This is a genomic window from Citrobacter sp. Awk 4 (genome assembly GCF_028069725.1).
Lineage (GTDB): Bacteria > Pseudomonadota > Gammaproteobacteria > Enterobacterales > Enterobacteriaceae > Citrobacter_D.
The window spans coordinates 1-14,757 of sequence record NZ_JANEWG010000053.1 but is presented as its reverse complement, the minus strand read 5'-3'; the positions used below and the strand labels follow the sequence as shown (position 1 = coordinate 14,757).

Genomic DNA, 14,757 nt, shown 5'->3' with positions numbered 1-14,757 from the left:
ATTAAGGCATACGTGGAATAGTGCAGCAGCGTGGCTCTGCATTGTCTTCACTCCAGTCCTGAGTCAGCGGAATACCGGCCCATCGGGCGATATCTTCACGAGTCGGCAGTTTGCCTGCCATCACCAGCTTGCCGTCGAGCAAAGTGACCGGCAGAGACTCCATCCCTGACGTGTTTAGAAATTCTTTGATAATGGGCGTATTCAGGAACTGTTGCGGATTCTTCGCGAGGCTGTAGCGCTGAATATCAACGCCATTTTTCTTCGCCCATTCTGCGCTGGCGTTCCATTTAACCGCCTCGTCGCTCACCACGACGCTGCGGGTGGCACAGCAACCAGTTGCTTCAAAGATCTCGATTTTTGCCATGTGTTGTTCACCTCAGTGTTAGTCATTTGCTTTTACACTGAGGTAAACGAAGGTGGTGGGAAAAAGATGCGTGGTTACATCATTTTTTTGTGGCAGCAGACGGGAGATGTGTCATCTGCCTCAATCTGGCAGAGTGCGGTCATCACTTCTCTCAGGTGTTTTCTGGCCCGCAGCAAACGTGATTTAAACGCGGTCAGTGAGATGCCAAGTTCTTCTGCCAGTTGCTGTTGCGGGCGCCGGTTCAGATCTGATTCTTCAATCAGCCATCGCTCATCTTCTGGCAATGCTTGCAGGGTTTCTGGTAGACAGATATTCAGCATTGAAATGGCATCAGAAGGTGTATCAGACAGCAGGGGCTCTTCTCCCAGTTCGACAAACTCCCTGGCGCTGCGGTGTTCGTCGATGAGCAGATTTCGTGCCGCGCGATACAACCATGCACGCGGATTCTCCATCTCACAAAAATGATCGGAATGAGCGCGGGCACGCAGAAAAAGCTCTTGTAGCAGGTCAGCGGCTTTCTCCTCATCTCCTGTTTTTGATACCAGAAAACGAAAGAGTTCGGGTTTGTGCTGTTGCCAGAAAAGGGTCATACATGCATTGAAATCATTCGTATTACTCATGTCAGACCTCCGTGGTAAAAGTGCTTTTGCGATTCGGTAAAATAAGAAAAGTAAATAGAAAAAAGACAGGCCATTATATACCTGTCTTTTTATAGAACAATAACAGACATCATTGTACATCGTGCAAGGGGTGACCGTAACGTATACCAATATGTATAGGCTGGCCTCAGGATATTATCCTGCCTTGCATTATGGTTTATTCAATGTCGTTGCTGTCGGGTAATAGCTTGTTGTTGTGAAAATATAACAACGTGCTATATACGGTTTATTTTCTGACTGTTGGCTTAAAATAACTAATACCGATCGTTTTACGAAAACGCCAGTTTTGCCATTGTGGCCATAATACATCGGCGATCATCGCAATGGCTATCCAGCGGAACCAGGTGGCGAACGTATTACTGTGTCCTTGAGATTCTTTATATCCCTTCACCCAACCGTCATAACCTCGTTCGCCGAGCACGGTGTGTCTACATTCTTGAAGTCGATTAATTTCAACAGCATGTAGCGCGTCCCGGCATTTTTAAAAATATCATTTCAGTGAATGTATCGTGGTCGCCAGACGCGCACAGGACTATGCTTAGTCTCGACACCATTACAACAACAGAGGCAATGTCGTGGATAAAGAATTACTGGAAGCGGGGTACCGGGCTTATACCGGTGAGAAAATAGATGTCTACTTCAATACGGAGATTTGCCAGCACTCGGGGAACTGCGTGCGTGGCAGCGCGAAGCTTTTTAACCTGAAACGCAAACCGTGGATTATCCCCGATGAAGTGGATGTCGCCACGGTGGTCAGAGTGATTGATACGTGCCCGAGCGGGGCGCTGAAGTATCGGCAGAAATAAGCGAGGGACGAATGGAAATACTCGAAGGTCATAACAAATTTTATGTTAACGATGCTGAAGGCAATCAGGTTGCGGAGATTGTATTCGTACCTACCGGGGAGCATTTGAGCATCATTGAGCATACCGATGTCGATCCCAGTCTGAAAGGGCAGGGAGTAGGTAAAAAACTGGTGGCAAAAGTGGTGGAAAAAATGCGCCAGGAACACCGCAAGGTCATTCCGCTCTGCCCGTTTGCGAAACACGAGTTTGATAACACTCGTGAATATGACGATATCCGCGCCTGAGCGTGATTTCCCGCCGGATGGCGCTTCGCTTTTCCGGCAAACAGCTGTGCCGAACCGTAGGTCGGATAAGGCATAGCTGCCATCCGGCCTATCACTCCTGATGCAACAAATCCTGATAAATTTCCGTCAGCACCCCCTGTGGGCCAAACTCTTTTTTAATCCACTGGGTCACACGGCCTGTTGCCGAATGCTGGGTCGCCAGCAACATACGTGAGTCCTGACGAGGGTTGTGGATCTGACGCGTTACCAGCAACGATTTTTCCATGGCTTCCCGCACCATGTAGTCTGGCAAAAAGCCAATCCCTTCCCCCAGAATCTGGCACTGACACTTGGTATTGAAATCCGGTACCAGAATCGACTCCTGACCATGCAGCAGCCAGCCCACTTTTTTATTAATCGTGTGCGCCGTATCTTCGACCATGATGTTTGGGTACAAACGCAGTTGGCTCTCGGAAATGGGCTCCGGGATAAAGGCCAACGGATGATCCGGGGCGATAGCAAACGCCCAACGGATGGCACCGATTTCGGTGTAGTCGATACCACCGCCGTCAAGCAGTGTGTCCGGCGCGCCAATCGCGATGTTGACCTGATTATTGATGATGGAATCCCAGACGCCGTTGTACACCTCTGTTGTTACTGTTATCTGACAGGTCGGAAACTGCTTTTTCAGTACCTGCAACAGTCGGGCGGTATGTTTTGGGGTATATAGCAACTGGTTGATGCAAATGCGTACCCGCGCTTCGATGCCCTGGGCAATCGTATCAATACTGCGCTTAATGGCGTGGAAGTCGTTCAACAGATCGGTCGCTTTGCGAAAGAAATAGCGGCCAGATTCAGTGAGTTCAATGCTGCGCGTGTTGCGGGTAAACAGCACAACATCAAGTCCCATTTCCATCCGCTTAATGGTGTAACTGATGGCTGAGGTGGTTACGCCAAGCTCCTCGGCCGCCTTACTAAAACTGCTATAGCGGGCGGCCATCGTGAAGGCCAGCAGATTCTCCTCGGTAAAAATCGAATTCATCTTTTCTTCCCTCCCGCCCTGTATCTGTAGTCTGCCATGCAGCGATTGTTGAATGTATTTGTAATCCTTATGGCAGGCAATCAGTTTTGAACGGTATTTAACACTAAAGTTACATTTGATTTGAAGAGAATCACACTTCTGAGTTTTAGTGACAGGCCACACGCTGTGCTGCCTGGCGCGGGGCGATCACGCATTGCTACCCGGGTGAGAAAGAAGGCTAACCATAAGAGAAAGATTGCACTGCCGCACATTCTGTCTTTATTGTGAAATTTAATTCAACAATCGACGCGCTTACGATGAATGAAATTTAAGCGGATGTTTTTCTCATCACTCTATTGCTATTCTCAGGTTATCGGAATTGCAAGAAATCTAAAAACGACAGGAGAGGGAATATGTCTGAGAACGAACTCATCACAGAATTTCTGTTAGCAGCAGAGCAGGGCAATGCTGAAGGATTAAAATCCTGTCTGGCAAATAATGTAGATATTAACGCCACTAATCGTCAGGGACGTACCGCGATTATTATTGCCAGTCTGAATAAACACTACGATTGTGTGTCTTTATTGATTGCAGCGGGTGCGGATATTAATAAACAGGACCAAACCTGTTTTAACCCTTTCCTCATCAGTTGCCTGACCAACGATTTAACACTGCTGCGTACGGTATTACCTGCCAACCCTGATCTGGAACGTCTGAGCCGTTTTGGTGGCGTGGGAATAACGCCCGCCAGTGAAAAAGGTCACGTCGAGATTGTCCGTGAACTGCTCACGCGAACGAATATTAACGTTAATCACACCAATTTTGTCGGCTGGACGCCGCTGCTGGAAGCTATTGTGCTCAATGATGGCGGCGAAAAACAGCAGGAGATCGTCAAGCTGCTGCTGGATCACGGTGCGAACCCGCACATGACGGACAAATACGGTAAAACCCCGCTGGAACTGGCGCAGGAGAAGGGGTATCACGAGATTGCCGGGCTGCTGATTGCCGCAGGCGCCTGACGGAGGAATGCCATTATCGCATCGCCATTACGGCAATGCGTCAGGGCGTTAACGGCAGATAGCGCGTTTCTCGCACAGCGAATGGAGGGACGGGTTGAACAGGTTTTTTCCCGGGCGGTAAACCTGTTCATCCCCGGACAGCAGCGATTACTGACACTCCTCAGCGAACGCTGCGACAATGCCCCCAACAGCTGCCGTCTGGCGCTGGCGCATTGCAATCACCTGTTTCGTCCTGGCGAGCAGGTCAGCTTTACGGCGTCAGGGATCGCAATAGGCGATGATAAATGGATTGAAACCGTTGCCTGCAAGCGTTGGTTGATGCCTGAAGCATCAATAAGCGCAGACGGTTTTGCCGCCATTCCCTGGCGACGCTGGGCCGGGACGCTGTATCAGCATCTCGGATGTGACGACACTCTATTTCTGTATTCTGGCGATAATCCCTTTTATCGCGAATTAGCCAAAGAACTACAGCAGCGCCGCCAATGTTTACTTTCTGCGCTGCAACAGCAACAAAATATGACTGATGCGATAACTCGTCTAATCGGTCTTGGAATCGGATTAACGCCTTCATCCGATGATTATTTAGTGGGTTTGAGTATTATTTTATTTATCCGCGGGCATCCGCTGGAAAAATATCAGGAAACATTTTTAACTGCCTTACGATACGCCGGGGAAAATACCACGCTATTCAGCAAAATAACGCTGGAGGAGGCTTTTCATCGACGGTATCGGGAAAGTATTACGCGACTGGTGAAAAATATCATTACCGAGTCAGATAATTTTTCTACCCACATTATTACCGACATTAAAAATATCGGTTCAAGTTCTGGCTGCGACATGCTTTACGGCATGGCGGATGCCTGCGCTTTGAGCCACTGGTCTGGAGGGAATTATGTCAATCAGGATAGTTGTTAAAAAGAACACGTATTTTGATTCCGTCTCGTTGATGTCCATTTCTACGCGCGCCAATAAACTGGAAGGCGTGGAACAGGCGTTTGTGGCGATGGCCACAGAGATGAATAAAGGCGTACTGAAAAATCTCGGTCTGCTGACGCCAGAGTTGAATGAGGCGAAAAGCGGCGATCTGATGATTGTGATTAAAGGCGTCAGCGAGGCGGCGAACGAGCAAACGCTGGTCGCCATTGATGCGTTATTCACCCATAAAGAGCAGGGCGGACAGCATGAATCGCGCTACGCCACCCTGTCCAGCGCGAAGGCACACGTACCTGACAGCAACCTGGCGGTGATCTCGGTCAACGGTTTATTCGCGGCCCGCGAAGCCCGTCAGGCACTGAAAAACAACCTTAATGTGATGCTCTTTTCCGACAACGTCTCCATTGAGGATGAGCTGGCGCTCAAGCAACTGGCGCATGAAAAAGGGCTCCTGATGATGGGGCCGGATTGCGGTACCGCCATCATCAACGGTACGGCGCTGTGCTTTGGCAACGCCGTGCGGCGCGGCAATATCGGTATTGTTGGCGCATCGGGTACCGGTAGCCAGGAACTGAGCGTGCGCATCCATGAATTTGGCGGGGGGATTTCCCAACTTATCGGTACCGGTGGGCGCGATCTGAGTGAAAAGATTGGCGGCCTGATGATGCTGGACGCCATCGGAATGCTGGAAGCCGACCCGCAAACAGAAATTATCGCGCTGATCTCCAAACCTCCCGCGCCTGCCGTTGCCCGCAAAGTGCTGGAACGCGCGCGCCATTGTCAGAAACCGGTGGTGGTCTGTTTCCTCGGTCGTGAAGAGCCACCCGCAGACGAAAACGGCCTGCAGTTTGCACGCGGAACCAAAGAGGCGGCGCTGAAAGCCGTGCTGCTGACAGGGGTGAAAAAAGAGAGTCTGGATCTTCACCCGCTCAACTGGCCGCTGATCGAAGAGGTGCGCGCCCGCCTGACGCCGCAGCAAAAATACATTCGCGGCCTGTTTTGCGGCGGCACGCTGTGCGACGAAGCCATGTTCGCGGCAATGGAAAAACATGACGAGGTGTATAGCAATATCCACCCGGACCCGAGCCGCTGTCTGGCCGATCTCAACCGCAGCGTGGCGCATACCTTCCTCGATTTTGGCGATGACGATTTTACCAACGGCAAGCCGCACCCGATGATCGATCCCACCAATCGCATCAGCCGACTGTTACAGGAAGCACGCGATCCACAGGTGGGCGTTGTCGTGATGGATTTTGTCCTCGGGTTTGGATCGCACGAGGATCCGGTCGGCGTCATGATCGATGCTATCAAAGAAGCAAAGGCGATCGCCGCCGCAGAAGGACGTCCGCTGGAAATCTTGGGCTATGTGCTCGGTACCGATCTCGATATGCCGTCGCTGGCAAAACAGTGCCAGATGCTGACGGACGCAGGCGTTATCTGGGCGAGCAGCAGCACCAATACCGGATTGCTGGCGCGTGAATTTGTTTGCAAAGGGGAGGAAGCCTGATGAGCCAGTCACTGTTTAACCAGCCACTCAACGTGATTAACGTCGGCATTGCCATGTTCAGCGACGACCTGAAAAAACAGCATGTACCGGTCACCCAACTCGACTGGACGCCGCCGGGTCAGGGCAACATGCAGGTTGTCAGCGCGCTGGATAATATTGCAGATTCCCCGCTGGCGGAGAAAATTGCCGCCGCCAACCAACAGGCGCTGGAGCGCATTATTCAGTCCCATCCGGTACTGATTGGCTATGACCAGGCGATCAACGTTGTGCCGGGAATGACCCGCAAAACCATTCTTCACGCCGGACCGCCGATCCGCTGGGAAAAAATGTGTGGTGCGATGAAAGGCGCTGTGACGGGGGCGCTGGTATTTGAAGGTCTGGCGAGCGATCTGGAGCAGGCCGCAGAGCTTGCCGCCTCGGGTGAAATTACCTTCTCGCCCTGCCATGAGCATGACTGTGTGGGGTCGATGGCGGGGGTCACTTCTGCCTCAATGTTTATGCACATCGTGGAGAACAAAACCTACGGCAATCGCGCTTATACCAACCTGAGCGAACAGATGGCGAAGATCCTGCGCATGGGTGCGAACGATCAGAGCGTCATCGACCGTCTGGTGTGGATGCGCGATGTGATGGGACCGATGTTGCGCGATGCCATGAAAATGGCGGGTGAAATCGATCTGCGGCTGATGCTGGCGCAGGCGTTGCATATGGGCGACGAATGTCATAACCGCAACAACGCAGGCACCGCGCTGCTGATTCAGGCGTTGACGCCGTGGATTATTCAGACCGGCTATCCGGTGGCGCAGCAGCGTGAAGTGTTTGAGTTTGTCGCCAGCAGCGACTACTTCTCCGGCCCGACGTGGATGGCGATGTGTAAGGCCGCGATGGATGCCGCTCACGGCATAGAGTACAGCACTGTCGTGACCACTATGGCGCGTAATGGCGTGGAGTTTGGTTTGCGCATCAGTGGCTTGCCTGGACACTGGTTCACTGGTCCGGCGCAGCAGGTGATTGGCCCGATGTTCGCTGGTTATAAGCCAGAGGACTCCGGGCGCGATATCGGCGATAGTGCTATCACGGAAACCTACGGCATCGGGGGTTTTGCCATGGCAACTGCGCCCGCCATCGTGGCGCTGGTGGGAGGAACGGTGGAGGAAGCCATCGATTTCTCCCGTCAGATGAGAGAGATAACGCTGGGCGAGAACCCGAACGTCACCATTCCCCTGCTGGGCTTTATGGGGATCCCTACGGCTATCGACATTACGCGCGTCGGCAGTACCGGCATTCTGCCTGTGATCAATACCGCTATTGCGCATAAAGATGCGGGGATCGGCATGATCGGCGCCGGCATTGTCCACCCGCCGTTTGCCTGCTTTGAGAAGGCGATTCTGAGCTGGCGTGACCGCTACTGCCAATAACAATCACAGGGGCTAACGCCGTTAGCCCCACAGTAGCGAAGCGAACAACGTTGTTCACCTGCAGGCCGGGCGATCGTCGGGATCGCAAATGATGCTTAACCTGTGAAGGATATTCCATGAACAGACTAAAACTAGAATGGAAACGTGGTGACTGGGCCGCATACTTCGGGCTAATGACCAACAATCTGACTAACCTGCTGACGATGATGGGGCTACTTATCTTTGTCGTGGGGATCCCTAAAGAGATCGTGTATGGCCGCATTGCGCCTGCTTTTGGTCTGGCAGTGCTGGTGGCGAGTATCTGTTATGCCTGGTTTGCCATGCAGATGGCGAAACAGACGGGGCGTACCGATGTGACGGCGCTGCCGTCCGGACCGAGCGCGCCGTCGATCTTTACCGTGACCTTCCTCGTACTGATGCCGGTTTACCAGCAAACCAAAGATGCCGACTTCGCCATTCAGATAGGCCTGGTCTGGTGTTTTGTTGAAGCACTGATCCTGGCTGGTGGTTCCTTCCTCGGCGAAACCATCCGTAAGATGATCCCGCGCACAGTGTTGCTCTCCTGTCTCTCCGGCCTTGGTTTATTGCTGCTGGCGATGAACCCAATGCTACAGGCCTTCGAAGCGCCAACGGTCTCTTTCATCGTCTTGCTGCTGATCTTCATTAACTGGTTTGGTAAAAAACCGATCTTTGCCCGTATTCCCACTGGCCTGTTGCTGCTGATTGCCGGTACGGCTCTGGCGTGGATTTCGGGTCTGCAAAGCCCGGAAGCGATTAAAGCGTCGATGTCTTCTTTTGGTTTCAACCCGCCGGAAGTCCATGTCGACAGCTTCCTGCAAGGTCTGCCGCATGCGCTGCCGTATCTGGCTTCAGCGGTGCCGTTGGGGCTGGCGAACTACATTTTTGACCTTGAGAACATCGAAAGCGCACACGCCGCTGGCGATGAGTACAACACTCGTAAAGTGATGCTGGCGAACGGGCTCTCTTCCATGCTCGGCTGTCTGATGGGGAACCCGTTCCCGGTTACCGTTTACGTGGGGCATGCCGGGTGGAAAGCGATGGGTGCCAGCATCGGTTATACCCTGGCGTCGGGTGTCACTATGTTCCTCGTCCCGCTGTTTGGACTGGGGGCATTTATGCTCGCCATTATTCCGATGACCGCCATCGTACCGATTCTGGTCTTTATCGGTGTGGTGACCGCCAACCAGGTGGTGCGCGAAACGCCAAAAATAGAGGTTCCGGTCATTTTCATCTGCCTGTTCCCGTGGATAGCGAACTGGGCGCTGACTATCGTGAACAGCGTGATGGGGGCGGCAGGGACGTCGGCGGCGAAACTGGGCAGCGCTCTGTTGCACAGTAAAGGCGTCTATTACGACGGACTGGTGCATCTTGGCAGCGGTGCGCCGCTCGCCAGTATGCTGTGGGGGTGTATCGCCATCTTCGCGATTATCAATAAACCGTTACGTGGCTCGGTGGCTGCCGCCTGTGGCGCACTGCTGTCGCTGTTTGGCGTGATCCATTCACCGATGGTGGGGATTGCCGAAGGCGCTTCCCTGATGTTTGTCCTCGCCTACCTGATGGTGAGCGGTGTGTTTGTACTGAAACATTTTCTCGACAGTCGGGAAGCTGTGGCAGATGCCGCGCAGGAACCGACGAAAACCACCTGAATGCGTTGATGGGATGAATACACGATGAAAGAACTTGTGGTCGTTGCCATTGGCGGCAACAGCATTATCAAAGATAACGCCAGCCAGTCGATTGAACATCAGGCTGAGGCGGTGAAAGCAGTGGCGGATACGGTGCTGGAGATGCTGGCATCGGATTACAACATTGTGCTGACCCACGGTAACGGGCCGCAGGTAGGGTTGGATCTGCGACGTGCGGAAATCGCCCATGAACGCGAAGGACTGCCGTTAACTCCGCTGGCGAACTGCGTGGCGGATACTCAGGGCGGTATCGGGTATCTGATCCAGCAGGCGTTGAACAACCGCCTGGCGCGTCGCGGGGAACAGAAAGCGGTGACCGTCGTGACGCAGGTGGAGGTGGACAAAAATGATCCCGGTTTTGCCCATCCCACCAAGCCCATCGGGGCGTTTTTTAACGCCACCCAGCGCGATGAACTGCAACGGGTGAATCCGGGGTGGCGTTTTGTGGAGGATTCCGGTCGCGGCTATCGTCGGGTTGTCGCCTCGCCGGAGCCGAAACGGATTGTCGAAGCGGATGCCATTAAAACGCTGACCCAACAAGGTTTTGTGGTCATTGGCGCGGGTGGCGGCGGGATACCCGTCGTGCGAAGCCCGCAGGGCGATTATCACAGCGTGGATGCGGTTATCGATAAAGATCTCTCCACGGCGTTGCTGGCCCGCGAGATCCGCGCCGATATTCTGGTTATCACCACTGGTGTTGAGAAAGTCTGTATTCACTTTGGCAAACCTGAGCAGCAGGCGCTGGAGCGGGTGGATATCCCCACTATGACCCGCTACATGCAGGAAGGGCATTTTCCGCCCGGCAGCATGTTGCCCAAAATTGTCGCCAGCCTGGCGTTTCTGCAGCATGGCGGAAAACGGGTGATCATTACCACGCCGGAATGTCTGCCCGCTGCACTGCGCGGCGAAACGGGAACCCATATCGTCCATTCATAAAAGGAAGATGCGATGAAGGAAAACAAAAGCCGCCGTGAGTTTCTCAGTCAGAGCGGCAAAATGGTCACCGCCGCTGCACTGTTTGGCGCGGCGGCTCCGGTCGCGTATGCTGCCAATTCTGTCGGAACAACCGGTGACGCGAAAGGCGCTATGACTCTCAACGACACACATTACTACCTGGATAACGTTCTGCTGGAAGCAGGCTTCGATTATGAGAATGAGGTAGCGGTACATACCCGTACCGAGCTGCAAACCGTTGAGATTCAGGACGGTAAAATTGTTGCGCTGCGCGCCAATAAAAGCCATCCGGACGCGACTCTGGCGCATTACGATGCGGGCGGGAAGCTGATGCTGCCCGCGATGCGCGACATGCACATCCATCTGGATAAAACCTTCTACGGCGGGCCGTGGCGATCGCTGAATCGCCCGGCTGGCACCACCATTCAGGATATGATCAAGCTTGAGCAAAAGTTGTTGCCTGAGTTACAGCCCTATACCCAGGAACGGGCAGAAAAGCTGATTGACCTGTTACAGTCAAAAGGGACCTCAGTGGCGCGCAGCCACTGCAACATTGAGCCGGTTTCCGGGCTTAAAAATCTCGAAAATTTACAGGCGGTACTGGCACGCCGCAAAGCGGGTTTTGCGTGTGAAATCGTGGCTTTTCCGCAGCATGGTTTGCTGCTTTCAAAGTCAGAACCGCTGATGCGCGAAGCAATGCAGGCAGGGGCGCACTACGTCGGCGGGCTGGACCCGACCAGCGTGGATGGCGCAATGGAAAAATCCCTCGACACTATGTTCCAGATTGCGCTGGATTATGACAAAGGCGTCGATATTCATCTGCACGAAACCAGCCCGGCGGGCGTTGCGGCGGTGAATTATATGGTTGAACGGGTGGAAAAAACGCCGCAACTCAAAGGGAAATTAACCATCAGCCACGCCTTTGCGCTCGCCACTCTGAATGAGCAACAGGTCGATGCGCTGGCAACCCGCATGGCCGCCCAGCAAATCACTATTGCCTCAACGGTGCCGATTGGCACATTGCATATGCCGCTCAAACAGTTGCGCGATAAAGGCGTTACGGTGATCACCGGTACGGACAGCGTTATCGATCACTGGTCGCCGTATGGCCTGGGCGACATGCTGGAGAAAGCGAATCTGTACGCCCAGCTCTACATTCGTCCTAATGAGCAAAATCTGTCGCGAGCGTTGTTCCTGGCGACAGGGGATGTGTTGCCCTTGAATGATAAAGGTGAGCGCGTCTGGCCGAAGGCGCAGGATGAAGCCAGTTTTGTGCTGGTGGACGCCTCTTGTTCTGCCGAGGCGGTAGCGCGGATCTCTCCGCGTACCGCGACATTCCATAAAGGCAAGCTGGTGTGGGGGAGCGTCGCCAGCTAATGTGCGCACCCACCGTGTCCCTGGGTCCACGGTGGGTGTCTCCCGCAACCCATGCTTTAACTGACGATTCCCATATAGCCGTGGATACCCATATAGAGACCGACCAGTCCAATTAACAGGCTGGAAAAGTAAGGGGCTTTTCTGGCGAGGGTATTAAATCCGCTCCAGCGTTTAGCCGCCTGCTGGACACTGATTGCCGCTCCTACTCCCACCGCCACCAGCGTGAGCGCAAGACCCACACTGAAGCAGAGTACCATCGTTGCTCCCAGGGTGAAGGCTTTAAGCTGGATGCAAATCAGCAGTACGGTGATGGCCGCAGGACAGGGGATAAGCCCGCCGGTCAGGCCAAATAACAATATCTGCCCGTTCGTCACCTCTCTGCCGTGAAAGCGGCGCTGGATGTCGTTGGCATGCGCGAGCTCATGGGCGTCCTGATAGGCTTTTGAACCTGTGGTTAACCCCTCCAGCCCCGCATGGTCATGATGGTCATGCTCATGGTGGTGGTGTTCATGCTCTTGATGATGATGGTCATGCTCGTGGTGGTGGTGTTCATGCTCATGATCATGATGATCGTGATGGTGATGCTCATGATGGTCATGCGTCTCTGCCAGCCAGTTTCGCTCACCTTGCCATGTGCGCCAGAACATCCAGGTCGCGGTTCCCAGAATGATGATCGCCGAAATAAACTGTAGCCAGGGTTCAACCGATTCTGCGGTAAAAGCCCGACTGATATACATGCCGCCAAGCGCGATAAGCCACACCACTGCGGTATGCGAGAGTGTGGCTGCAAGCCCCAGCATTACCGCCTGTTTGATGGTGCCTTTAATGGCGATGATAAATGCCGCCATCATCGTCTTGGAGTGCCCAGGCTCAAGCCCATGCAATATGCCTAACAAAATCGCGCTGGGAATAAAAAACCAGGCGTTGCCTTGCTGAAGTAGCGTAGAAAATTCACCCATGAGAATGATTCTTAGTTGTTTTGTTTCGGCTGATTCTACTCCCCCCCAGTACCAAATACTACCCCCCAGTAGATCTGCAAGGTATAGTTAGCCATGATTGATGCAACTGGGATATTGCTATGTCACATACGATCCGCGACAAACAAAAGCTTAAAGCGCGTACCAGCAAAATTCAGGGGCAGGTGGTCGCCTTAAAAAAAATGCTGGATGAACCGCATGAGTGTGCGGCGGTTTTACAACAGATAGCGGCGATACGTGGTGCGGTGAACGGACTTATGCGGGAAGTGATCAAGGGCCATCTGACCGAACATATTGTGCATCAGGGCGATGAAATAAAGCGCGAAGAAGATCTGGATGTGATCTTGAAAGTGCTGGATTCCTATATCAAATAGTCGGGGGCGCCACCCGACTATAGCGGAATCATTAACAACAAACGGATATTTGGTTCCGCTGCGTAATATAGCGTTCAATATGTTTAAAACCGCTGATCGACTCCAGTGCCAGTAACAGGCAAGAGACGGCTTGTACCTCTTGCTGAGCAGAGGGTTGCGCCAGTAGTACGCTCTGAGCGGCGATATGATTTTGCAGTGCGTTTTCACATAAATGTCGTACAGCGGGAGGGAAAGCCAGTTGATGCAGTGACTGCTCCAGTTCGGCAAACGCCTTGTCCGTCTGCATGGTAAAAATCAATAACAATATAGCGTTTAATGCTCGCGTCTCTTCTTCGTAGTATCCCATCTGGATGTCCCTGCGTGTCCAAAACATAGTGGTTACGGGCTTCCGATCCTGAAACCCACTCCCTGGTGATATTACCGATGCCTTTGCCAGTCATTTAGCGAACTATCAAATTCTTTCTTTACCATCGGAAAGGGCGATTTTCCCTTTGCAATAGGAAGCGAATGGATAAATAGCGTATTTATTTTACCTCCCATTCTTTTTTCGATTCGTTGCTTATAAGCATACACGCTGCGTATATCCGTATTTAATGTTTGAGCTATTTGATGTGGGTTTTGCCCTGACACCATATTTCCCATAATGGTAAATTCCATCTGCGTGAGCGTATTGCCTTTCGAAAAAGACAGGTAGCGTCCAATGAACACTTGCCGTATTTTTTCGTTGGCGATCTCCAGTCCGTCGTCATGGTAGATGACAGCCGACACAGCAGTATAGTTTTTCCGCCAATAGTTTGCTAACGACTGCATATTTCGATCGCTGACCAGAATTATCCCCATTCCCGTACTGGCGAGATACTCGAGCCATTCCGTATTTAGAAACAGCCGAAGGTAGCTAATTGAAAAATCCACAAAAATATAACCACTTAATCTGGCGTTGTGATTATTATTTAAAATGCCATCCATGATTCCACGATTAAAATAAATGCTTTGCTCTGGCCACATGCAAAAACACGCATTGGCGCAGTACTGTAATCGAGGTGATTTCTCGGGCATGATATTACAACGTAAAGAACAACTGCTGCATGTAATGCTTTTTAATTTAATATTCAGCCCCATAAGGAACCTCCCTATCCGTAGACAATTTCATAATTTCATCCGTTTTTAAATCTGTCAATACACCACGACATACCTTGTTACTCTCGTGAAAACGTTAAAATGTCAAAAATTACTACTTTTCTTACTGACCTTATTTTTTGATGTTTCAAAAAATAATTGAATGCTCGTTAATGTTTGCACATCCAGGCGAGAGAGAGTCTCATGCTCAAAGTGCACGTATCCGCCGTCCAGGATTTTTATAAAGGGTACCAGGAATATTT

At 52.2% G+C, this 14,757-nt stretch carries 17 protein-coding genes; 10 read left to right on the top strand and 7 right to left on the bottom strand.

All coding sequences use genetic code 11. From position 1 onward, the window contains the following. Position 1: 1 nt before the first annotated feature. From NNO04_RS18320 to NNO04_RS18310, 3 genes are all read right to left on the bottom strand, one after another. Positions 2-364: an arsenic metallochaperone ArsD family protein gene (locus NNO04_RS18320; RefSeq protein ID WP_271445892.1), complete on the bottom strand. Its 363-nt coding sequence runs from the start codon at positions 362-364 to the stop codon at positions 2-4. Between the two features lie 74 nt (positions 365-438). Further along, positions 439-954: a sigma-70 family RNA polymerase sigma factor gene (locus tag NNO04_RS18315; protein WP_442870745.1), complete on the bottom strand. Its 516-nt coding sequence runs from the start codon at positions 952-954 to the stop codon at positions 439-441. A 295-nt stretch (positions 955-1,249) separates the two neighbouring features. Beyond that, positions 1,250-1,444, bottom strand: a complete 195-nt coding sequence (locus NNO04_RS18310; protein ID WP_271445890.1) for a hypothetical protein — start codon at positions 1,442-1,444, stop codon at positions 1,250-1,252. 154 nt (positions 1,445-1,598) lie between these two features. Between NNO04_RS18310 and yjdI the strand changes: the two genes are divergently transcribed. Together yjdI and NNO04_RS18300 are read left to right on the top strand one after the other, a co-directional pair. Next, complete coding sequence (gene yjdI, locus NNO04_RS18305; RefSeq protein ID WP_271445889.1) at positions 1,599-1,829, top strand: 4Fe-4S mono-cluster protein YjdI; 231 nt, start codon at positions 1,599-1,601, stop codon at positions 1,827-1,829. An 11-nt stretch (positions 1,830-1,840) separates the two neighbouring features. Then, the gene (locus tag NNO04_RS18300; RefSeq protein ID WP_271445888.1) at positions 1,841-2,113 is read left to right on the top strand and encodes a GNAT family N-acetyltransferase; all 273 of its coding nucleotides are present in this window, start codon (positions 1,841-1,843) and stop codon (positions 2,111-2,113) included. Positions 2,114-2,204: 91 nt separating this feature from the next. Here the strand turns inward: NNO04_RS18300 and NNO04_RS18295 are convergent, their stop codons facing one another. Continuing rightward, positions 2,205-3,134 carry a LysR substrate-binding domain-containing protein gene (locus NNO04_RS18295; RefSeq protein ID WP_271445887.1) on the bottom strand — a complete coding sequence of 310 codons (930 nt, stop codon included), beginning with the start codon at positions 3,132-3,134 and terminating at the stop codon, positions 2,205-2,207. Between the two features lie 392 nt (positions 3,135-3,526). Here NNO04_RS18295 and NNO04_RS18290 point away from each other — a divergent pair, with 392 nt between their 5' ends. The 7 genes from NNO04_RS18290 to NNO04_RS18260 all read left to right on the top strand — a co-directional run bounded on the left by NNO04_RS18290 (position 3,527) and on the right by NNO04_RS18260 (position 12,027). After that, on the top strand, positions 3,527-4,132 hold the full coding sequence (locus NNO04_RS18290; protein WP_271445886.1) for an ankyrin repeat domain-containing protein: 606 nt from the start codon (positions 3,527-3,529) through the stop codon (positions 4,130-4,132). 81 nt (positions 4,133-4,213) lie between these two features. Then, positions 4,214-5,047 (top strand): DUF2877 domain-containing protein, encoded by an 834-nt coding sequence (locus NNO04_RS18285; RefSeq protein ID WP_271445885.1) that lies wholly within the window; start codon positions 4,214-4,216, stop codon positions 5,045-5,047. Next, a complete protein-coding gene (fdrA, locus tag NNO04_RS18280) occupies positions 5,025-6,572 on the top strand; it encodes an acyl-CoA synthetase FdrA (protein WP_271445884.1) in 1,548 nt (515 codons plus the stop codon). The genes NNO04_RS18285 and fdrA overlap by 23 nt, the downstream gene beginning before the upstream one ends. After that, complete coding sequence (locus NNO04_RS18275; protein ID WP_271445883.1) at positions 6,572-7,990, top strand: DUF1116 domain-containing protein; 1,419 nt, start codon at positions 6,572-6,574, stop codon at positions 7,988-7,990. Before fdrA ends, NNO04_RS18275 begins: the two co-directional genes overlap by 1 nt. Before the next feature lie 116 nt (positions 7,991-8,106). Then, positions 8,107-9,657: a xanthine permease gene (locus tag NNO04_RS18270; RefSeq protein WP_271445882.1), complete on the top strand. Its 1,551-nt coding sequence runs from the start codon at positions 8,107-8,109 to the stop codon at positions 9,655-9,657. A 24-nt stretch (positions 9,658-9,681) separates the two neighbouring features. Further along, a complete protein-coding gene (locus tag NNO04_RS18265; protein ID WP_271445881.1) occupies positions 9,682-10,632 on the top strand; it encodes a carbamate kinase family protein in 951 nt (316 codons plus the stop codon). Positions 10,633-10,644: 12 nt separating this feature from the next. Next, positions 10,645-12,027, top strand: a complete 1,383-nt coding sequence (locus NNO04_RS18260) for an amidohydrolase family protein (RefSeq protein WP_271445880.1) — start codon at positions 10,645-10,647, stop codon at positions 12,025-12,027. 56 nt (positions 12,028-12,083) lie between these two features. On the opposite strand, the gene NNO04_RS18255 is transcribed toward NNO04_RS18260, so the two are convergent. Further along, on the bottom strand, positions 12,084-12,986 hold the full coding sequence (locus NNO04_RS18255) for a nickel/cobalt efflux protein RcnA (RefSeq protein WP_271445879.1): 903 nt from the start codon (positions 12,984-12,986) through the stop codon (positions 12,084-12,086). Between the two features lie 119 nt (positions 12,987-13,105). On the opposite strand from NNO04_RS18255, the gene rcnR reads away from it, so the two are divergent. Further along, positions 13,106-13,378, top strand: coding sequence for a Ni(II)/Co(II)-binding transcriptional repressor RcnR (gene rcnR, locus NNO04_RS18250; protein ID WP_162381386.1), 273 nt, complete (start codon positions 13,106-13,108; stop codon positions 13,376-13,378). Positions 13,379-13,409: 31 nt separating this feature from the next. On the opposite strand, the gene NNO04_RS18245 is transcribed toward rcnR, so the two are convergent. Beyond that, positions 13,410-13,724, bottom strand: a complete 315-nt coding sequence (locus tag NNO04_RS18245) for a hypothetical protein (protein WP_271445878.1) — start codon at positions 13,722-13,724, stop codon at positions 13,410-13,412. 71 nt (positions 13,725-13,795) lie between these two features. Then, complete coding sequence (locus NNO04_RS18240; RefSeq protein ID WP_271445877.1) at positions 13,796-14,497, bottom strand: LuxR C-terminal-related transcriptional regulator; 702 nt, start codon at positions 14,495-14,497, stop codon at positions 13,796-13,798. Positions 14,498-14,757: the final 260 nt, after the last annotated feature.